The following is a 15,300-nucleotide window of genomic DNA, read 5'->3' on the forward strand; positions in this document are numbered from 1 at the left end:
TCATATTCGTTATCGTTTAACAAATACTTGCGATACCTTGCATCACTGCACGCAGCATCTTCATATCACTTAAACTATGGTATCCGGACTTTACATGCTCTACCGTTAAATAATGGTGTTGGGCCTTTTGTAAGAAGTCCGTCAGTAAATGAGCCGGACACACCCAATCTAACTCACCTTGAATTAAATGGGTTTTAGCCGAAACTCGTCCCGTAATTTGCTCAAATAACGCTGGGGCTGAAAAATAATGACACATGGCATGATAATGTTCGATATGGGCTATTGAAGTGAGCTCAGGCCCAGTGCCCATCACACGGGGCAGCCCTGGCGAAGCTAAAGTTTGCTCCCATTGATTCCATGCCCAGATGGCTTGCTGTCTTTGTTGCGGGTCAGTTGAATGTAACAGTACGTCATAAGAAGATAATAACTGTTCAGTATCTTCAATCTGAACACTTTCAGCTTGGGCATCTGCTACAGACTTGAATGCTTGATAAGCATCGATAAAAAATTGCGCCGCGCCATTAGGGCCATATAACCAATCACGTGCCGCTGTATTGGCTAAAAATAAGCCCCAATAAACTTGCTCACTCACCCGATGAGGATGAATACCACTGTATAACCACCCTAATGTGGCCCCATAAGAACCGCCCACTAGGGCCCATTTTTCGATAGAAAAATATTGTCGAACTAAGTCAATGTCTGCTATTAACGCCGGTAAAGTATTCGAGGTTAACTCACCGCCAATTGAACGGCCGCATCCTCGTTGATCAATAAAAAATACGTGTAAGTCTAGGTATTCAAACAAAGTCACGTCACTGGCATGACAACCTGCACCAGGGCCACCATGTAAATACAGCACAGGTTTAGCGCCTAGGCGGCCATATTGCGACACCGAAAGCGTGACACCCTCGCCAACATCAACCATTGCATGGCGAATAAACGCTAAGCTCAAGACGTTGACTTAATCTTTTTGTCAGTCGTTTGCGATGACTGATTTGAATGAGATGACTGAGTTGCCGTACTCTCATCTTCATCGGATGCTTCCAAAATATCTTTTTCAACCACTGAATGAACGATGGAGTTATTGTCAGCAGCAGGCTTATCATCCAGCTCTGGGATCATTTGATGCAGTAATTGAGCGACATGCTGATCTAAATACTCAGGTAATGAAGCGGTAATAACCGCACCCAATAACACTATAATCCAAGAGATATAAACCCAAACAAACAAAATAGGGATAACTGCTAGCGCACCATAAATGGCCTCATAGCTAGGAAATTGAGTAACATAAAAAGCAAAACCTTTTTTACCTGCCTCAAACAATACCGCTGCCACGATAGCGCCCAAAAGCGCATGTAAAAAATGCACTTTTTTATAGGGCACAACCATATACAGCAGCAAAATAGAGGCAACAGAAAATATCATCGGTAACTGTGCCATAAGCCAGGGTAAAAAACCTGAAAGCTCGGTATCGCTCAATAGCTCCAAAGAGGCAAGATAGGAAGAAGCCACAATACTGGCCCCCATTAGCACCGGGCCTAAGGTCAGCACCATCCAATACATAGAAAAAGACACCACATAAGAGCGCTTTTCTGTGACCCGCCAAATACTATTCAACGACTTATCAATGGCAGAAATCAGCATAATGGCAACAAAGACTAAGGCTATAATCCCTACAAAGGTCCCTTTAGAAGCATTACTGACAAACTCATTAATATAAATTTGTACTGTATCTCCGGCTGCGGGCAAAAAGTTCTGATACATAAACCCTTCGATATGCTCTCTAATGCCCTCAAACACCGGAAAAGCCGACAACATCGACATAGTCACCGCGACCATAGGCACCAGTGATAATAACGTTACATAGGTTAAATGCCCGGCGCGAATATTAATTTGGTCTTCATCAAGCCGATGCTTGAGATGTAATAAGAATTCCCAACTCCCAATAAAAAACTTCTTTAGGGATGCCATAGTGATACGACTGGCCATATTTATCCTTATTCAACAAACGATAGGTAAGATATTCATTGTAATCACCTTTCAACTTCGTACAATGTTATAACAAATGAGATGCAAACCAAAGGAACGAATTTATGTCACAACAAGGATCTGCTGGCAATGTATTAGCCGCTGTCGCGAGTTTATTTTTCCCTGGACTGGGACAATTATTACAAGGTCGATTTTTAGCTGCTATCGCTTTCTTTTGCATTGTAGGTACTGGATACTTTTTTGGGGTACTCATTGTACCCGCCATCATAGGCGCAATATTTCATTTATGGGCCATTATTGATGCTGCAAAGTTTAAGTCTGCTGCGTAACAATCAATAAGAGAAACAATAAGAGAAACCAAATGAAAACCTCAAAAATAATTAACATCGGACTTGCTTTAACGTTAGCAGCAAGCACCCTTTCATTAGGTGGTTGCCAAAGTGCTTATTATGGCGCGATGGAAAAAGTCGGCTATCACAAGCGTGATATTATGGTCGACCGAGTGCAAGATGCAAAAGAGTCACAGGAAGAAGCGCAAGAGCAATTTAGTTCTGCATTAGCTGAAATGCAGGCTTTACTGGCATTTGATGGCGGCGATTTAGAAAAAGCCTATAACAAAGCTAAAGACGAATATGAGTCAGCGCAGGCTGCCGCTGATGATGTGAGTAATCGTATAGATAAAGTAGAAGATGTAGCTGAAGCATTATTTGAAGAATGGCAATCTGAAATAGATGAAATCAGCAAGGCCAGTTTACGTCGTAACAGCACTAGCAAACTGAAAGAGACTCAGCGTTCATACAACTCTTTAGTGAAAAGTATGCGCAGAGCTGAAGCTAAAATGCCGCCCATTTTAACTGCGATGAAAGATAATATGCTGTATTTAAAACACAACCTTAATGCGCAGGCTATTGGCGCAATTAAAGGCGAATTCAGCAGCCTACAGACTGACATTTCAAGCTTGATTAAAGAGATGAACAAGTCGATTGCTGAATCTAATGCGTTTATTAAATCAATGGAAACAGCTAGCTAAACAACCTCAGCTCTGGATAATATAATTTTATTTAACAGCTGCTTATTGTCTGACGCTGACTAAAATGCCGTATTACTATTAGCAGTAATACGGCATTTTAGTCATGTATGTCTACTGCTCTAACGGCAACATAGTGCGGCTAAACACCGGCTTTAACACCACCGTTGAATGAACTTGAGCAACATTATCAATGTTATTGATATTTTGTTTAATCAAACATTCTAAACTCAACAAATCTTTCGCGACAATTTTAAGCATGTAATCATATTCACCAGTGATCACAGCACATTCCATCACTTGCTTTAGCTTAGTCATCTCTAATTCAAACTTATCCGCTTTAATACTGGTGCAATCAGCCAATCGAACATAGATAAACGCACTGATATTAAGATCGAGTTTTTGCGGATCTAGCTGGGCTTGATAGCCGATAATCACTTTATCTTGTTCCAGCTTCTTCACTCTACGTAAACAAGGGGTATCAGACATATTCATTTTATCAGCTAAGTCGGCTATAGAAATACGGCCCTGATGCTGCAAAATATCAAGTAACTTTAAGTCTTTTTTATCCATTGTATAGCCTATTATCTTTAAAACTGTTTCTAACAGCCATTAACTTGAACCACAATTATAGGAGCCTCTCCCACCACTTGCGGTTGAGAATAACGCACTTCAGATTTATTTGCCGCATAATCTGCATTGGGCCTAATATGTAATCCAACCACTTGCCCAGCGGCACTAAAGGTGGTGATGATAAATTCACCACGACGGGATCAATTAAGGTAGAACCATTAACTGATTGAGTTAAGTTTGGCTAGCTATCACAAAAAACAGCATCTTGCGCAATAGATATTTGATCTTTGCCATTATGCTTGGCTTTGTACATGGCAATATCTGCTCGGTGAATCAAGCTATCTGTATCCACATCATCTCCATGACACAATGCCACCCCAATACAAGCACCTACAAACAAAGTATGCCCCTCTAATTCATAAGGTAACTTTATAATATCCAATACTTTATTGGCAACAAAGTTAGCGGTTTGCGCTTGGTCTTTATTGGGCAACAATACAATAAACTCATCGCCGCCGTAGCGGGCAATAATATCACCGTGAAACAGATCTCGGCTGACCCTCTTAGCCACCTCATTAAGTAATAAGTCACCAATGCCATGCCCATAGTTATCATTGATCAACTTAAAACCATCAAGATCGATAAATAATAATGAAAAGTGACGCTTTTCGGATAATAGGTTTTGGATCATATCTCTAATCGCCATGCGGTTAGGTAACCCTGTGACCATATCATGATTAGCCAAGTGCAGCGCTTTTGTCTGGGCTTGTGCCAAATCTGCTGTTCTATCAGCTACGCGACGCTCTAACTCATAGCGACTTTTTTTAATTTCTTCAGACATATGGTTAAAACTTTCAAAAAGCTGCACAAACTCTTTGGTTGTTAACCGCGATAAAGGCAGCTTTTTTAAGGTGTTAGGGGCAAAGGTTAAACCATTGGTAGTATCAATTAATAACGCAATAGGACGCGTAATTAACCCAGAAATCCACCACGAAATGACAACACAAACAATAAAGGCACTAATTGCTAGCGTTAAAATAATGCCGGCTTGTTCATCTGCACGGGCTAATAATTCACTTTTTGGCTGAGGGATCATCACCCCCCATCCTGTGCTCGGTACCACGGTATAGCCGGCTATCATGTCAGCCTTTACTGCCGGAGAATAGAATGCCATAACGCCTGAGCCACCCATCATCATATTTTGCACTACACTGATGGCGCTGATGTCTTTACTTTCTTGTTGCCATAACTTATTCGGATGGGCTAATACATTACCTTGTTGATCAACAATAGCAGCATGCCCACCTTGACCAAACTTAACTGCAGACTGCAATTGTTGGATATAGCTAGAGTGCATAGTAGCAAGCCATATGCGTTTATCATCACTTTGGCGGATCATATATAAGGTCGGCTGAGTAACACCTTTTTTATGGATTGGCGTAAAGCGGCTACGATTAATATCAATTAAATTAAATGGGTTTAATGACGAGGTTAATGAGGTAGGCTGTGAGTTTTCAGGGCCAAATATAACTGCTTGTAATTTGCCATGCTGATCAAATTCACCTAATGAAATAACATCGACATCCTGCATCAACTGAATAAATTCTGTTGCTAGACTTTGTGATACCACAGAGTCGCTAGCACGAGTAAAAATAGCTAAAGCATCAATGGCATAGCGCTCTAATGCCTGAGAAATATTTTTGGCTAGTAGTAAATGCTTTTCTTCTACCGTCCGATATTCATCTTCAAATACATTATGATTCGACCATACTGCCATAGAAATAATCGGCACTAGCGAGACTAGCACCATCACTAATAATAACGAGCATCTAAAAGATAGTTTCATTAATAACTTGCTCTCATTTAACCCAGCTCCATGTAAGCGAAAAGTCCATTAGCCAAACACAAAAATGAAACACCTTATTCACAAACACTACAAAATGCAACAAAGCTTAATAAGGGCTTAAAGTTGCGCAATAAAGAAAACTTAATGTAATTAAATGGTATCCAATAAAAAAACCTTCTATTGCTAGAAGGTTTTTAAAAAATTAACCCACCTTTTAGCGGTAAGTTTTATGCATACCAAGCTGGAATATTAGCTTCATAATCGGTGATGCTTTGCTCAAACGACAAGGTTAATCCTATGGCATCTAACCCATTGAGTAACTTATGGCGTGCTGATTCAGTAAGACTAAAACTAAACACAGCACCTGTTGGTGAGGTCACTTGCAGCGCTTGTAAATCGACAGTAATTTCAGCACCTTCTTTTGCTGCAACTTCATTCATTAATTGCTGCACTTGATCAGCCGCTAATTTTACCGGTAACAAACCATTGTTAATTGAGTTGCCGTAAAAAATATCAGCAAAACTAGGCGCGATAATCACCCGCAAACCAAAATCCGCTAATGCCCAAGGAGCATGCTCACGGCTTGATCCACAGCCAAAATTTTCTTGGGTGAGTAAAATTGAGGCACCTTTATAACGAGGATGATTTAACACAAACTCAGGATTAGGTTGATCACCTGCATCATCTAAATAACGCCAATCGTGAAATAAATGAACCCCAAAACCATCTCGGGTCACTTTAGACAAAAATTGCTTTGGAATAATTTGGTCGGTATCAATATTGGCACTATCAATGGTTACCGCTAAACCGGTATGGGCAGTAAATGCTTGCATGTTTCTCTCCTTTATCGGTTTAGTAAGGTTTGCGAATATCAACAAAATGACCGGCTATTGCGGCTGCCGCGGCCATGGCCGGGCTCACTAAGTGAGTACGGCTACCCCGGCCCTGACGACCTTCAAAGTTACGATTGCTGGTTGATGCGCAGCGATCGCCGGCTTCTAAACGGTCATCATTCATTGCTAAACACATCGAACAACCCGGTAAACGCCACTCAAAGCCGGCTTCAATAAATATTTTATCTAAGCCTTCAGCTTCTGCTTGTAACTTCACTTGGCCCGACCCCGGCACCACAATGGCCACAACACCTGCCGCCACTTTACGATTTTTAGCATGTGCAGCAGCGGAGCGTAAATCTTCAATGCGCGAATTAGTGCACGAGCCAATAAACACTTTATTGATGGTCACATCGGTCATTTTTGTGCCCGATGTCAGGCCGATATATTCTAATGCCTTAATGATACTGTTGCGCTCAGTGCTATTGGTCTCATCATCTGGATTAGGTACTACGCCATCAATTGCAACCACTTGACCAGGGTTAGTTCCCCAGGTTAACTGCGGCGCAATATCTTTCGCTTCTAGCACTACTTGCGCATCAAACTGGGCATCTAAATCGGTTTTCAATTCAGACCAAGCGGCAACCGCCTTCTCCCAATCTTGGCCTTTTGGTGCAAATTCGCGCCCTTTTAAGTAGTCAAAAGTAGTTTGATCAGGTGCTACCATGCCAGCTTTAGCACCCATTTCAATGGCCATATTACATAAGGTCATACGACCTTCCATTGATAATGCGGCAATTGCATCACCACAAAATTCGACCACATAACCTGTGCCACCGTCCATGCCAAGCTTACCAATAATGGCTAATACGATATCTTTAGCTGTCACGCCGTCAGTGACACTGCCACGCACTTCTACTCGCATGGTTTTGGCTTTTAATTGACGTAAGGTTTGTGTCGCCAATACATGCTCAACTTCAGAGGTACCAATACCAAATGCCAGTGCGCCAAACGCACCATGTGTAGCAGTATGCGAGTCACCACAGACAATAACACTGCCAGGTAATGTAATACCTAACTCAGGCCCCATTACATGCACAATACCTTGGTTGGGATGATGAATATCATATAAGCGCACACCAAAGTCTTTACAGTTTTGCGCTAGAGTTTCAACTTGAATGCGTGCCATTGGGCTTAGCGCATCAAGGCTGGCACTTTTAGTTGAAGTATTGTGATCCATGGTGGCAAAAGTTTTTTCTGGAGCGCGTAATTTACGCCCCGCAACCTTTAAGCCACTAAACGCTTGCGGTGATGTCACTTCATGCACTAAATGACGATCCACATAAATAATTGGCGCCTCAGCTTCTGGGCTGGCGACTATGTGTGCATCCCATACTTTTTCGTACAATGTTTTTGCGCTAGTTTGCGTCATTAGACACCTTCCTTAATAGCATTAGCGATGAAGTCACCCATTTGCTTAGTCGATTTGGCTTGGTCGCGCTTCTCTGCTGTTAATAATTCGCCGGTTAAATAGCCCGCCGACAATGCTTTACTTACGGCACGCTCAATGGCGGTTGCCGCGGCTTCTTCTTTAAAGCTGTGACGTAGCATTAATGCTGCAGATAAAATTTGCGCTACTGGGTTGGCAATACCAAGCCCTGCAATATCAGGCGCACTGCCACCAGCGGGTTCAAACAAACCAAAACCTGTGCTGTTCATGCTGGCCGATGATAATAAGCCCATAGAACCGGTTAACATGGCGATTTCATCAGAGATAATGTCACCAAAAAGGTTTGAACATAACATCACATCGAACTCATTTGGGCGACGTAACAATTGCATGGTCGCATTATCAATATAGATATGTTCCAGCTCAACATCTGGGAAATCGATCGCAACTTCTTCAACCACTTGACGCCATAATACCGAGCACGCTAGCACGTTGGCTTTATCGACCGAGGTGACTTTATTTTTGCGACCGCGGGCCGCTTCAAATGCAATACGGGCAATACGGCTAATTTCGCGGCGGCTATAACGCATAGTGTCAAATGCTTCTTCATCATCCCCTTCGCCCTGGCGCCCTTTTGGCTTACCAAAGTAAATGCCACCGGTTAGCTCACGCACGCACAACACGTCAAAACCACGGGCTGATATGTCACTACGTAATGGTGACATATGCTCTAAGCCATCGTGTAATTTTGCAGGACGTAGATTACAAAACAATTCAAAGTGACCACGAAGCGGTAATAATGCACCGCGCTCAGGTTGGTCGTTAGGCGGTAGTTTTTCCCACTTTGGACCACCAACGCTACCAAATAAAATCGCATCGGCGGCTTCACAGCCTTTTAATGTGGCATCGGGTAATGGGCAGCCATGATTATCAATCGCAATGCCGCCTACATCATATTCGGTGTATTTAATATCGAGGTTAAAGCGTGCTTCGACTTCGACAAGCACTTTACGGGCTTCAGCCATCACTTCTGGACCGATGCCATCACCCGACAATACTGCTACTTGATAACTCATACGCCACCTAACTCCCTATCTTTATGAATCTGTTGTTTAAAATCAGCCACTTTATCGGCACGATAAGTTAAGTTCATCACATGCACTAACGCTTGCGCTGACGACTCAACTACGTCGGTAGCCAAACCAACGCCGTGGAAGTTTTGGCCATTATATTTGGCGGTAATATCCACTTGCCCTAATGCGTTTTGGCCTTCACCTTTAGCACCTAATTTATAGCTAGTAATATTTATCTCACGCCCAGTTGCTCGGGCAATCGCGTTATATGCGGCATCAACTGGACCGTTACCTGTGGCAGCTTCCGTTTTTTGCTCGCCATCAACCATAATACGAATAGTGGCTGTCGCCACACCTTCGGTTGAATCTGAATGCACCATCATGTGTTGTAATTCATAGTTATCATCATCTTGAGCTCGTGATTCCATAAACACTAAGGCTTCAAGGTCATAATCAAATACTTGGCCTTTTTTATCGGCTAATTTTAAGAACTGATCGTACAAACTGTCCATGTCATAATCAGTCGTCAAATAACCCATTTCTTCCATGCGATGCTTAATCACATGACGGCCTGAACGCGAGGTCATATTCAAATTATTACGATTTAAGCCAATGCTTTCTGGGGTCATAATTTCGTAAGTATTTTTGGCTTTTAACATGCCATCCTGGTGAATACCTGACGAATGTGAAAAGGCATTCGCACCAACAATCGCTTTATTGGCCTGAATAGGCATATTACATAACTGGCTAACCAAACTTGAAGTACGATAAATCTCTTTGGCGTTAATGCCACATTCTAGATCTAATAAGCCTTTGCGAGTCGATAAAATCATCGCGATTTCTTCAAGAGAACAGTTACCTGCACGCTCACCAATACCATTAATAGTACACTCAATCTGACGAGCCCCCATTTCAACGGCGGTAATCGAATTGGCAACCGACAATCCTAAGTCGTCGTGGCAATGCACTGAAATTACCGCTTGATCGATATTAGGGACGCGATTAAACAAGGTCTGAATAATGCCGCCGAATTCACTTGGAATGGTATAGCCGACGGTGTCCGGGATATTAATGGTGCGCGCACCCGCAGTAATTGCCGCTTCAACCATACGACATAAATTATCAATCGGTGTACGGCCGGCATCTTCACAGGAAAACTCAACATCATCGGTAAATTTACGCGCATATTTAACCGCGTTAACGGCCATTTCTAGCACATCATCAAAGCTGCGTTTTAATTTGCTTTCAACATGAATTGTTGAAGTAGAAATAAAGGTATGAATACGGAACTGCTCTGCCACAGATAAGGCTTGAGCTGCTGCATCAATGTCTTTTTCTAGGGCACGTGCTAGCGCACAGACACGACTGTTTTTAATGGTTTGGGCAATAGTTTGTACCGACTTGAAATCACCCGGTGATGAAATAGGAAACCCTACTTCCATTACATCTACGCCAAGACGTTCTAATGCTAATGCGATTTGAAGCTTTTCTTTCACCGTCAAACTGGCCGCCAAAGCCTGCTCACCATCTCTTAATGTGGTATCAAAAATTATGACTCTATCAGACATCGACTTTACTCCATTTTTGCCTTTGCTTTTTAAACTAAATCGGCAATTGCTTCTCGGTAATTAATACATTTTCAAATGCGTATAAACAAAAAACCCCGCGACATCATGCGCGGGGTTTGTGATTGGTGAGAAAATTAATTCACATTCAGCACAACAGGCTCCGCGCAGTTTCTGCGAATGAGGAGAAGGAGCCCTAGAAGTACGTTAGTGTTATTCATAATTTTTAAATATCTATTCTATTTTTACAGTTATCAAATTTTCTCTTGGGTTAATAATTACCTTGGCAACGCCTCAGTGTCAACCCCCTTTTTACTAAGTTGAATAATATGAGTGACGATTAAAATGAATAATCATTGAATAAATAGCGTTATAAATTGAGCTATCTCATTGTTTCACTTCTAACTTAGTCACTAATTTTGTGCATTATTTAGCGTGAAATCGGTATACTCAACACTACTCAGACATCTTTTTAACAGTCCCTATAGGTCATCATGTTTTTGTTGCAGCGGTTTATACGTGTGTATTGCTTATTTATCACAGGATCACTGATACTGATTACTGCAGCATTATCCTTAAGCAGCAACACAGCTTTGGCTGCAACTTATCCACCCGCACTAACTCATGCTGATTATCAGCTTAAAACGAAAACAGAAAAGCTCGATTACATCGATTGGCTGTCACCACAGTATCCAGCCCAGGCTAAAAAACTGATTGATGAGCTTGATTCTTTGCATCAAGCAACGCCTTTTTCTGACCGTCATTATTTGAGATTACATTTGTTAAGTTGTTTTAATCTGATTAATTTGGGTTTAAATTCACAAGCCATTAAAGTAGCCAAAGTTGGCGTCGATATGGCTCAAAAAATGCGTATAGATTTAGCCAAACCCTATTTTCTGGCCTGTGAAGCAAGTGCATTGGATTTTGAGGGGGAACAAATTCTGGCCGCACTCGTCAATGAGGAATCGATTAAATTAGCTCAGCTATATAACCAGCCTCAAGCATTAGTTCAGGGCTTAATGACTAGAAGTACCAGAAATAATACTAATGAAACCTTCACACAAGCATCTGAAGATATCAAAGTCGCCATAGACTTATATCCTGTTGCCAAAGCTCAAACTCCTTCATGGTACATGCTGCCCGAACCATACTTGGCACTAGTAATGAGTAATTTAATGTACTCTTCTGGTGATTTATTAGCTGCATTAGCCTATGCAAAAGAAGCACAAGCCTCACATCAGGCTAATGGTGTGATTGCCACCGCAGTGGGGTTTTACTTGGCACGAATTTCTATCTCTTCAGGTGATTTAAAATCTGCAGAGCACTATTTAGCGTTAACTAAAACCCTGTCATCTGAACCAGATAACTTAAATAACCAAGCTAATTTTAATGCCCAAACGGCTTATATCGAACTGCACCTGGGTCACTTACTCTCAGCAGAAACCGCTATTGAAAAAAGCATCAAGCATTTTATCAATACTAATGACAATATTAAATTAATGCGGGCTAAACGTACTTTAGCAATGATTTATTTCGCTCAAGATAAAAACCAGCAAGCGTTATCGCTAATGGATCAAAATATTGCCCAAGCTAATGATAATAATCAATTTTTTGATCTAGTAGAGTTTCATCAAATTCTAAGTCAACATTACAGCAGCAACAATCAATATAAATTAGCGTTCCATCAGCAAGAACTTAAATATGCTGCAAGTCAAAAGGCAAGTGAAAAACTGACTAATACACGCATTGCGCAGCTCAAGGCTAATCGCGAACCCATTGAAAATATTACCCAACAAATAGATCCATCATCGTTAACCTTTCAAGCACAAAATATCGCGCTATTAAGTTTAGCTATTTTTATTTTATTGGCATCGTTTATTTTCTTCATCTCTCGCAAGCCTAAAACTGAACTCAACTTAAGAAATAATGACGACCCATTACAGCAAATAGATGCAATGTTAAGCTTAGCGAAGCAGAGCCATAATCCGCTTACATTGTTGCTCCTGGACACCATCAATATGCGTGATGTGGATATTGCGATAGTACAAGGAGCAATGCAGCAAGTCTTACGAGAGCAAGATAAAATTTTGCGCCAAAAAAGCAACCAAATAGCTGTATTACTGCCCTTCACATCCGATGAAGGCGCTACAAGAGTAGTTAATCAACTTGCGATTACTATTCAGCCATATCAATCAATTAAAGTTAACTTTGGCATTGCCAGCCTGCAGCAGCTGGACAACCTTGATAGCTTAATTAAACGTGCAGAATTAAATCAGCTAGGCAATTTACAGAAGTGGCACCAAAGTAGTAAATAAAATACTAAACAAACTGGATTAGAGGTAATGGCTGTTATTTGAGGTTCAACTTGAACATTTGCTGCTTTAGCAGCATTTTATGGCCTGATAACCGAGACATTAGCTGTTGGCTAAATAGTCACTGATCTCATCAAGAAACTCACCACCGAAGCGGTCTAGTTTAATTTGACCTACGCCATTTACAGCCAGCATTTCACCTGGACTTGTGGGTAACATGGCAGACATTTCAGCTAGCGTTGCATCATTAAACACTAAATAAGGCGGTATATCGTGTTGTTCAGCAAGTTCGCGCCGTAATAGTTTTAAGCGTGCAAACAGCTTACGATCATATTGCTGCACTGAGCGGGTATTAGGCTTACGTTTCACATCTAATAGCTGAATACGTGGTTCAGCCAACATCAATGCCATTTCGGCTTTTAAAATCGGTCGGGCGGCGGGATTTAAGCGAATACTGGAGCCACGGGTAATGTCTTGACTCGCTAAGCCAAGATGAATCAATTGCCTAAGTACACTTAACCAATGTTCGGCGGACTTATCTGCACCAATTCCCCAGGTTGTCAGCTTGTCGTGACCCCTATCCATCACATTGGCAGCTTTAGAACCTCTTAGCACATCAATAATATGATGCATGCCAAAGCGTTGTTGTAATCGAAATACACAGGAAAGCACTTTTTGCGCATCTTCAGTACCGTTGTATCGTTTAGGGGGGTCAAGACAAATATCACAGTTACCACAGGGTTCAGAGGCACTCTCATCAAAATAATGCAGTAGTACCTGACGACGGCAAGTTTGCGCTTCAGCAAACGCTGCCATGGTATGTAACTTATGAAACTCAACCTGTTGCTGTGGACCCGGTTCAGATTGTTCAATCAAGTGTCTAACCCTGCCGATATCGGCGGGGTCAAATAACATATAGGCTTCGGCTTCTAACCCATCTCGACCGGCTCTGCCAGTTTCTTGATAATAGGATTCAATACTTTTAGGAATATCATAATGCACCACAAATCGCACATTCGATTTATTGATCCCCATACCAAATGCCACCGTCGCAACGACTATGTCGACTTGGTCTTTTAAAAATTTATCCTGTATATCCGCTCTGTCATCCTGACTCATGCCCGCATGGTAACCTTGCGCATTAAAACCTTGTAAGCGTAAGCGCTCAGACACTTCATCAACGCGGCGTCGACTGCTGCAATAAATAATCCCACTGGCGCCATTTTGAACTTGGAGGTATTGGCGTAATTGATTCGCTGCATTGAGTTTTTCCGCTACGGTATAGCGAATGTTTGGACGATCAAAACTGGCTAATAGAGTATAGGGCTGAATATGCAAACGCTCACAAATACTCTGACGGGTAGCATGGTCTGCTGTGGCCGTTAATGCCATTAATGGAATGTGGGGGAAATGCTGTTTAAGTGAACCTAATGCGGCATATTCAGGTCGAAAATCATGACCCCATTGACTAATACAATGCGCTTCATCAACGGCAAATAATGAAATGGTAAGCTCATGCATGCGCTCAATAAAGTCCGGTCTTAATAACCGTTCAGGAGACACGTAAAGCAGTTTTATTTCGCCCTGGTGCAACTGACGCAAAATTGCGGCGCTTTGCTCCCGTGGTAAGGATGAATTTAAATACGCCGCACTAACCCCACTTTGCCTTAAGCTATCGACTTGATCTTTCATCAAGGATATTAACGGTGACACCACAATAGTTAACCCAGGCATAACGAGTGCTGGTAACTGATAACACATACTTTTACCACCACCGGTTGGCATTATCACCAAGGTATCGTTGCCGGATAAAGCTTGCTCAATAACCTCACGCTGCCCATCACGAAAATCGCGATAACCAAAGACTTGCTGCAATTGAGCAGCTAATAAATCAGCATGAGTAGATTGAACGGGTTGTGATGTCATTAGCGGAAAATGGTTTATCCATAATTAGTTGAACGGAACAAAATGAGTCGACTATTCTAAAGCACCCATGCACAGATGTCTTGGCTTAAACCACATTCACCTCTATCAAATGATTAGAATTAGCGCTAGATTAAATACTCTACGTTTAATAGAAAGCAAGGACGAACATGACAACACCCATTCAAGCTCAAGTGTTACAGCAGGTTGCAGAGATTTTCGATAAGCATGTCCCGTTTCATAATCTATTAGGGTTAGACATCATACGTTACGATATTCAGGGCGTAGAAGTGGCCATTAAGATGAAACCTGAATTAATTGGCAATATTCATCAAAACATTCTTCATGGCGGAGTAACAGCAACAATACTGGACGTTGTGGGTGGCTTGACGGTGTTTGCAGGGTTAGTTGGCAGTCGAGATAATTGGCAAATTGAAGAATTACAACAACGCCTCACCACCTTAGGTACAATTGATATGCGCATTGATTATCTTCGCCCAGGTAGAGGTCAGGTTTTCACTGGCACAGGCAGTGTTATTCGCTCAGGTAATCGGGTGTCAGTTTGTCGTATGGAATTACATAACGAGGAAGGCACTCATATTGCCTTCGGCACGGGCACCTATATGGTGGGCTAATTTTGAGGCAGAATCTTTACAGCAGCAATCTAATAAGATAAATAAGTTTACTTGAGTCAGGCGACTATCAGGCC

Annotated in this window: 13 protein-coding genes; 4 read left to right on the forward strand and 9 right to left on the reverse strand. The window is 41.9% G+C overall.

Going from position 1 to position 15,300, the window contains the following annotated elements; genetic code table 11:
* Positions 1-16: 16 nt before the first annotated feature.
* Complete coding sequence (locus ACRWQL_RS08910) at positions 17-952, reverse strand: alpha/beta fold hydrolase (protein WP_434953149.1); 936 nt, start codon at positions 950-952, stop codon at positions 17-19.
* Positions 949-1,989 carry a virulence factor BrkB family protein gene (locus ACRWQL_RS08915; protein WP_434953150.1) on the reverse strand — a complete coding sequence of 347 codons (1,041 nt, stop codon included), beginning with the start codon at positions 1,987-1,989 and terminating at the stop codon, positions 949-951. The genes ACRWQL_RS08910 and ACRWQL_RS08915 overlap by 4 nt, the downstream gene beginning before the upstream one ends.
* A gap of 104 nt (positions 1,990-2,093) precedes the next feature.
* On the opposite strand from ACRWQL_RS08915, the gene ACRWQL_RS08920 reads away from it, so the two are divergent.
* Together ACRWQL_RS08920 and ACRWQL_RS08925 are read left to right on the forward strand one after the other, a co-directional pair.
* Positions 2,094-2,318: a hypothetical protein gene (locus tag ACRWQL_RS08920; protein ID WP_226411773.1), complete on the forward strand. Its 225-nt coding sequence runs from the start codon at positions 2,094-2,096 to the stop codon at positions 2,316-2,318.
* A 32-nt stretch (positions 2,319-2,350) separates the two neighbouring features.
* Positions 2,351-3,019: a DUF2959 domain-containing protein gene (locus ACRWQL_RS08925; RefSeq protein ID WP_434927904.1), complete on the forward strand. Its 669-nt coding sequence runs from the start codon at positions 2,351-2,353 to the stop codon at positions 3,017-3,019.
* A 111-nt stretch (positions 3,020-3,130) separates the two neighbouring features.
* Here the strand turns inward: ACRWQL_RS08925 and ACRWQL_RS08930 are convergent, their stop codons facing one another.
* From ACRWQL_RS08930 to leuA, 6 genes are all read right to left on the reverse strand, one after another.
* On the reverse strand, positions 3,131-3,589 hold the full coding sequence (locus ACRWQL_RS08930; protein WP_434927903.1) for an Lrp/AsnC family transcriptional regulator: 459 nt from the start codon (positions 3,587-3,589) through the stop codon (positions 3,131-3,133).
* A gap of 241 nt (positions 3,590-3,830) precedes the next feature.
* Positions 3,831-5,435 (reverse strand): diguanylate cyclase domain-containing protein, encoded by a 1,605-nt coding sequence (locus ACRWQL_RS08935; RefSeq protein WP_434953151.1) that lies wholly within the window; start codon positions 5,433-5,435, stop codon positions 3,831-3,833.
* Between the two features lie 227 nt (positions 5,436-5,662).
* Positions 5,663-6,268, reverse strand: coding sequence for a 3-isopropylmalate dehydratase small subunit (gene leuD / locus ACRWQL_RS08940; protein ID WP_434927899.1), 606 nt, complete (start codon positions 6,266-6,268; stop codon positions 5,663-5,665).
* 19 nt (positions 6,269-6,287) lie between these two features.
* Positions 6,288-7,700, reverse strand: a complete 1,413-nt coding sequence (leuC, locus tag ACRWQL_RS08945; RefSeq protein WP_434953152.1) for a 3-isopropylmalate dehydratase large subunit — start codon at positions 7,698-7,700, stop codon at positions 6,288-6,290.
* A complete protein-coding gene (gene leuB, locus ACRWQL_RS08950; RefSeq protein ID WP_434939716.1) occupies positions 7,700-8,794 on the reverse strand; it encodes a 3-isopropylmalate dehydrogenase in 1,095 nt (364 codons plus the stop codon). Before leuB ends, leuC begins: the two co-directional genes overlap by 1 nt.
* A complete protein-coding gene (gene leuA, locus ACRWQL_RS08955; protein WP_434927894.1) occupies positions 8,791-10,359 on the reverse strand; it encodes a 2-isopropylmalate synthase in 1,569 nt (522 codons plus the stop codon). Before leuA ends, leuB begins: the two co-directional genes overlap by 4 nt.
* A 590-nt stretch (positions 10,360-10,949) precedes the next feature.
* On the opposite strand from leuA, the gene ACRWQL_RS08960 reads away from it, so the two are divergent.
* Positions 10,950-12,671 (forward strand): hypothetical protein, encoded by a 1,722-nt coding sequence (locus ACRWQL_RS08960; protein WP_434953153.1) that lies wholly within the window; start codon positions 10,950-10,952, stop codon positions 12,669-12,671.
* Between the two features lie 99 nt (positions 12,672-12,770).
* On the opposite strand, the gene recQ is transcribed toward ACRWQL_RS08960, so the two are convergent.
* Positions 12,771-14,594, reverse strand: a complete 1,824-nt coding sequence (gene recQ / locus ACRWQL_RS08965) for a DNA helicase RecQ (RefSeq protein ID WP_434953154.1) — start codon at positions 14,592-14,594, stop codon at positions 12,771-12,773.
* 167 nt (positions 14,595-14,761) lie between these two features.
* On the opposite strand from recQ, the gene ACRWQL_RS08970 reads away from it, so the two are divergent.
* A complete protein-coding gene (locus tag ACRWQL_RS08970) occupies positions 14,762-15,226 on the forward strand; it encodes a thioesterase family protein (RefSeq protein WP_434927891.1) in 465 nt (154 codons plus the stop codon).
* The last annotated feature ends 74 nt before the right edge of the window (positions 15,227-15,300 follow it).

This window comes from Shewanella sp. HL-SH4 (assembly GCF_051164845.1).
Classification (GTDB): Bacteria; Pseudomonadota; Gammaproteobacteria; order Enterobacterales; family Shewanellaceae; genus Shewanella; species Shewanella glacialimarina.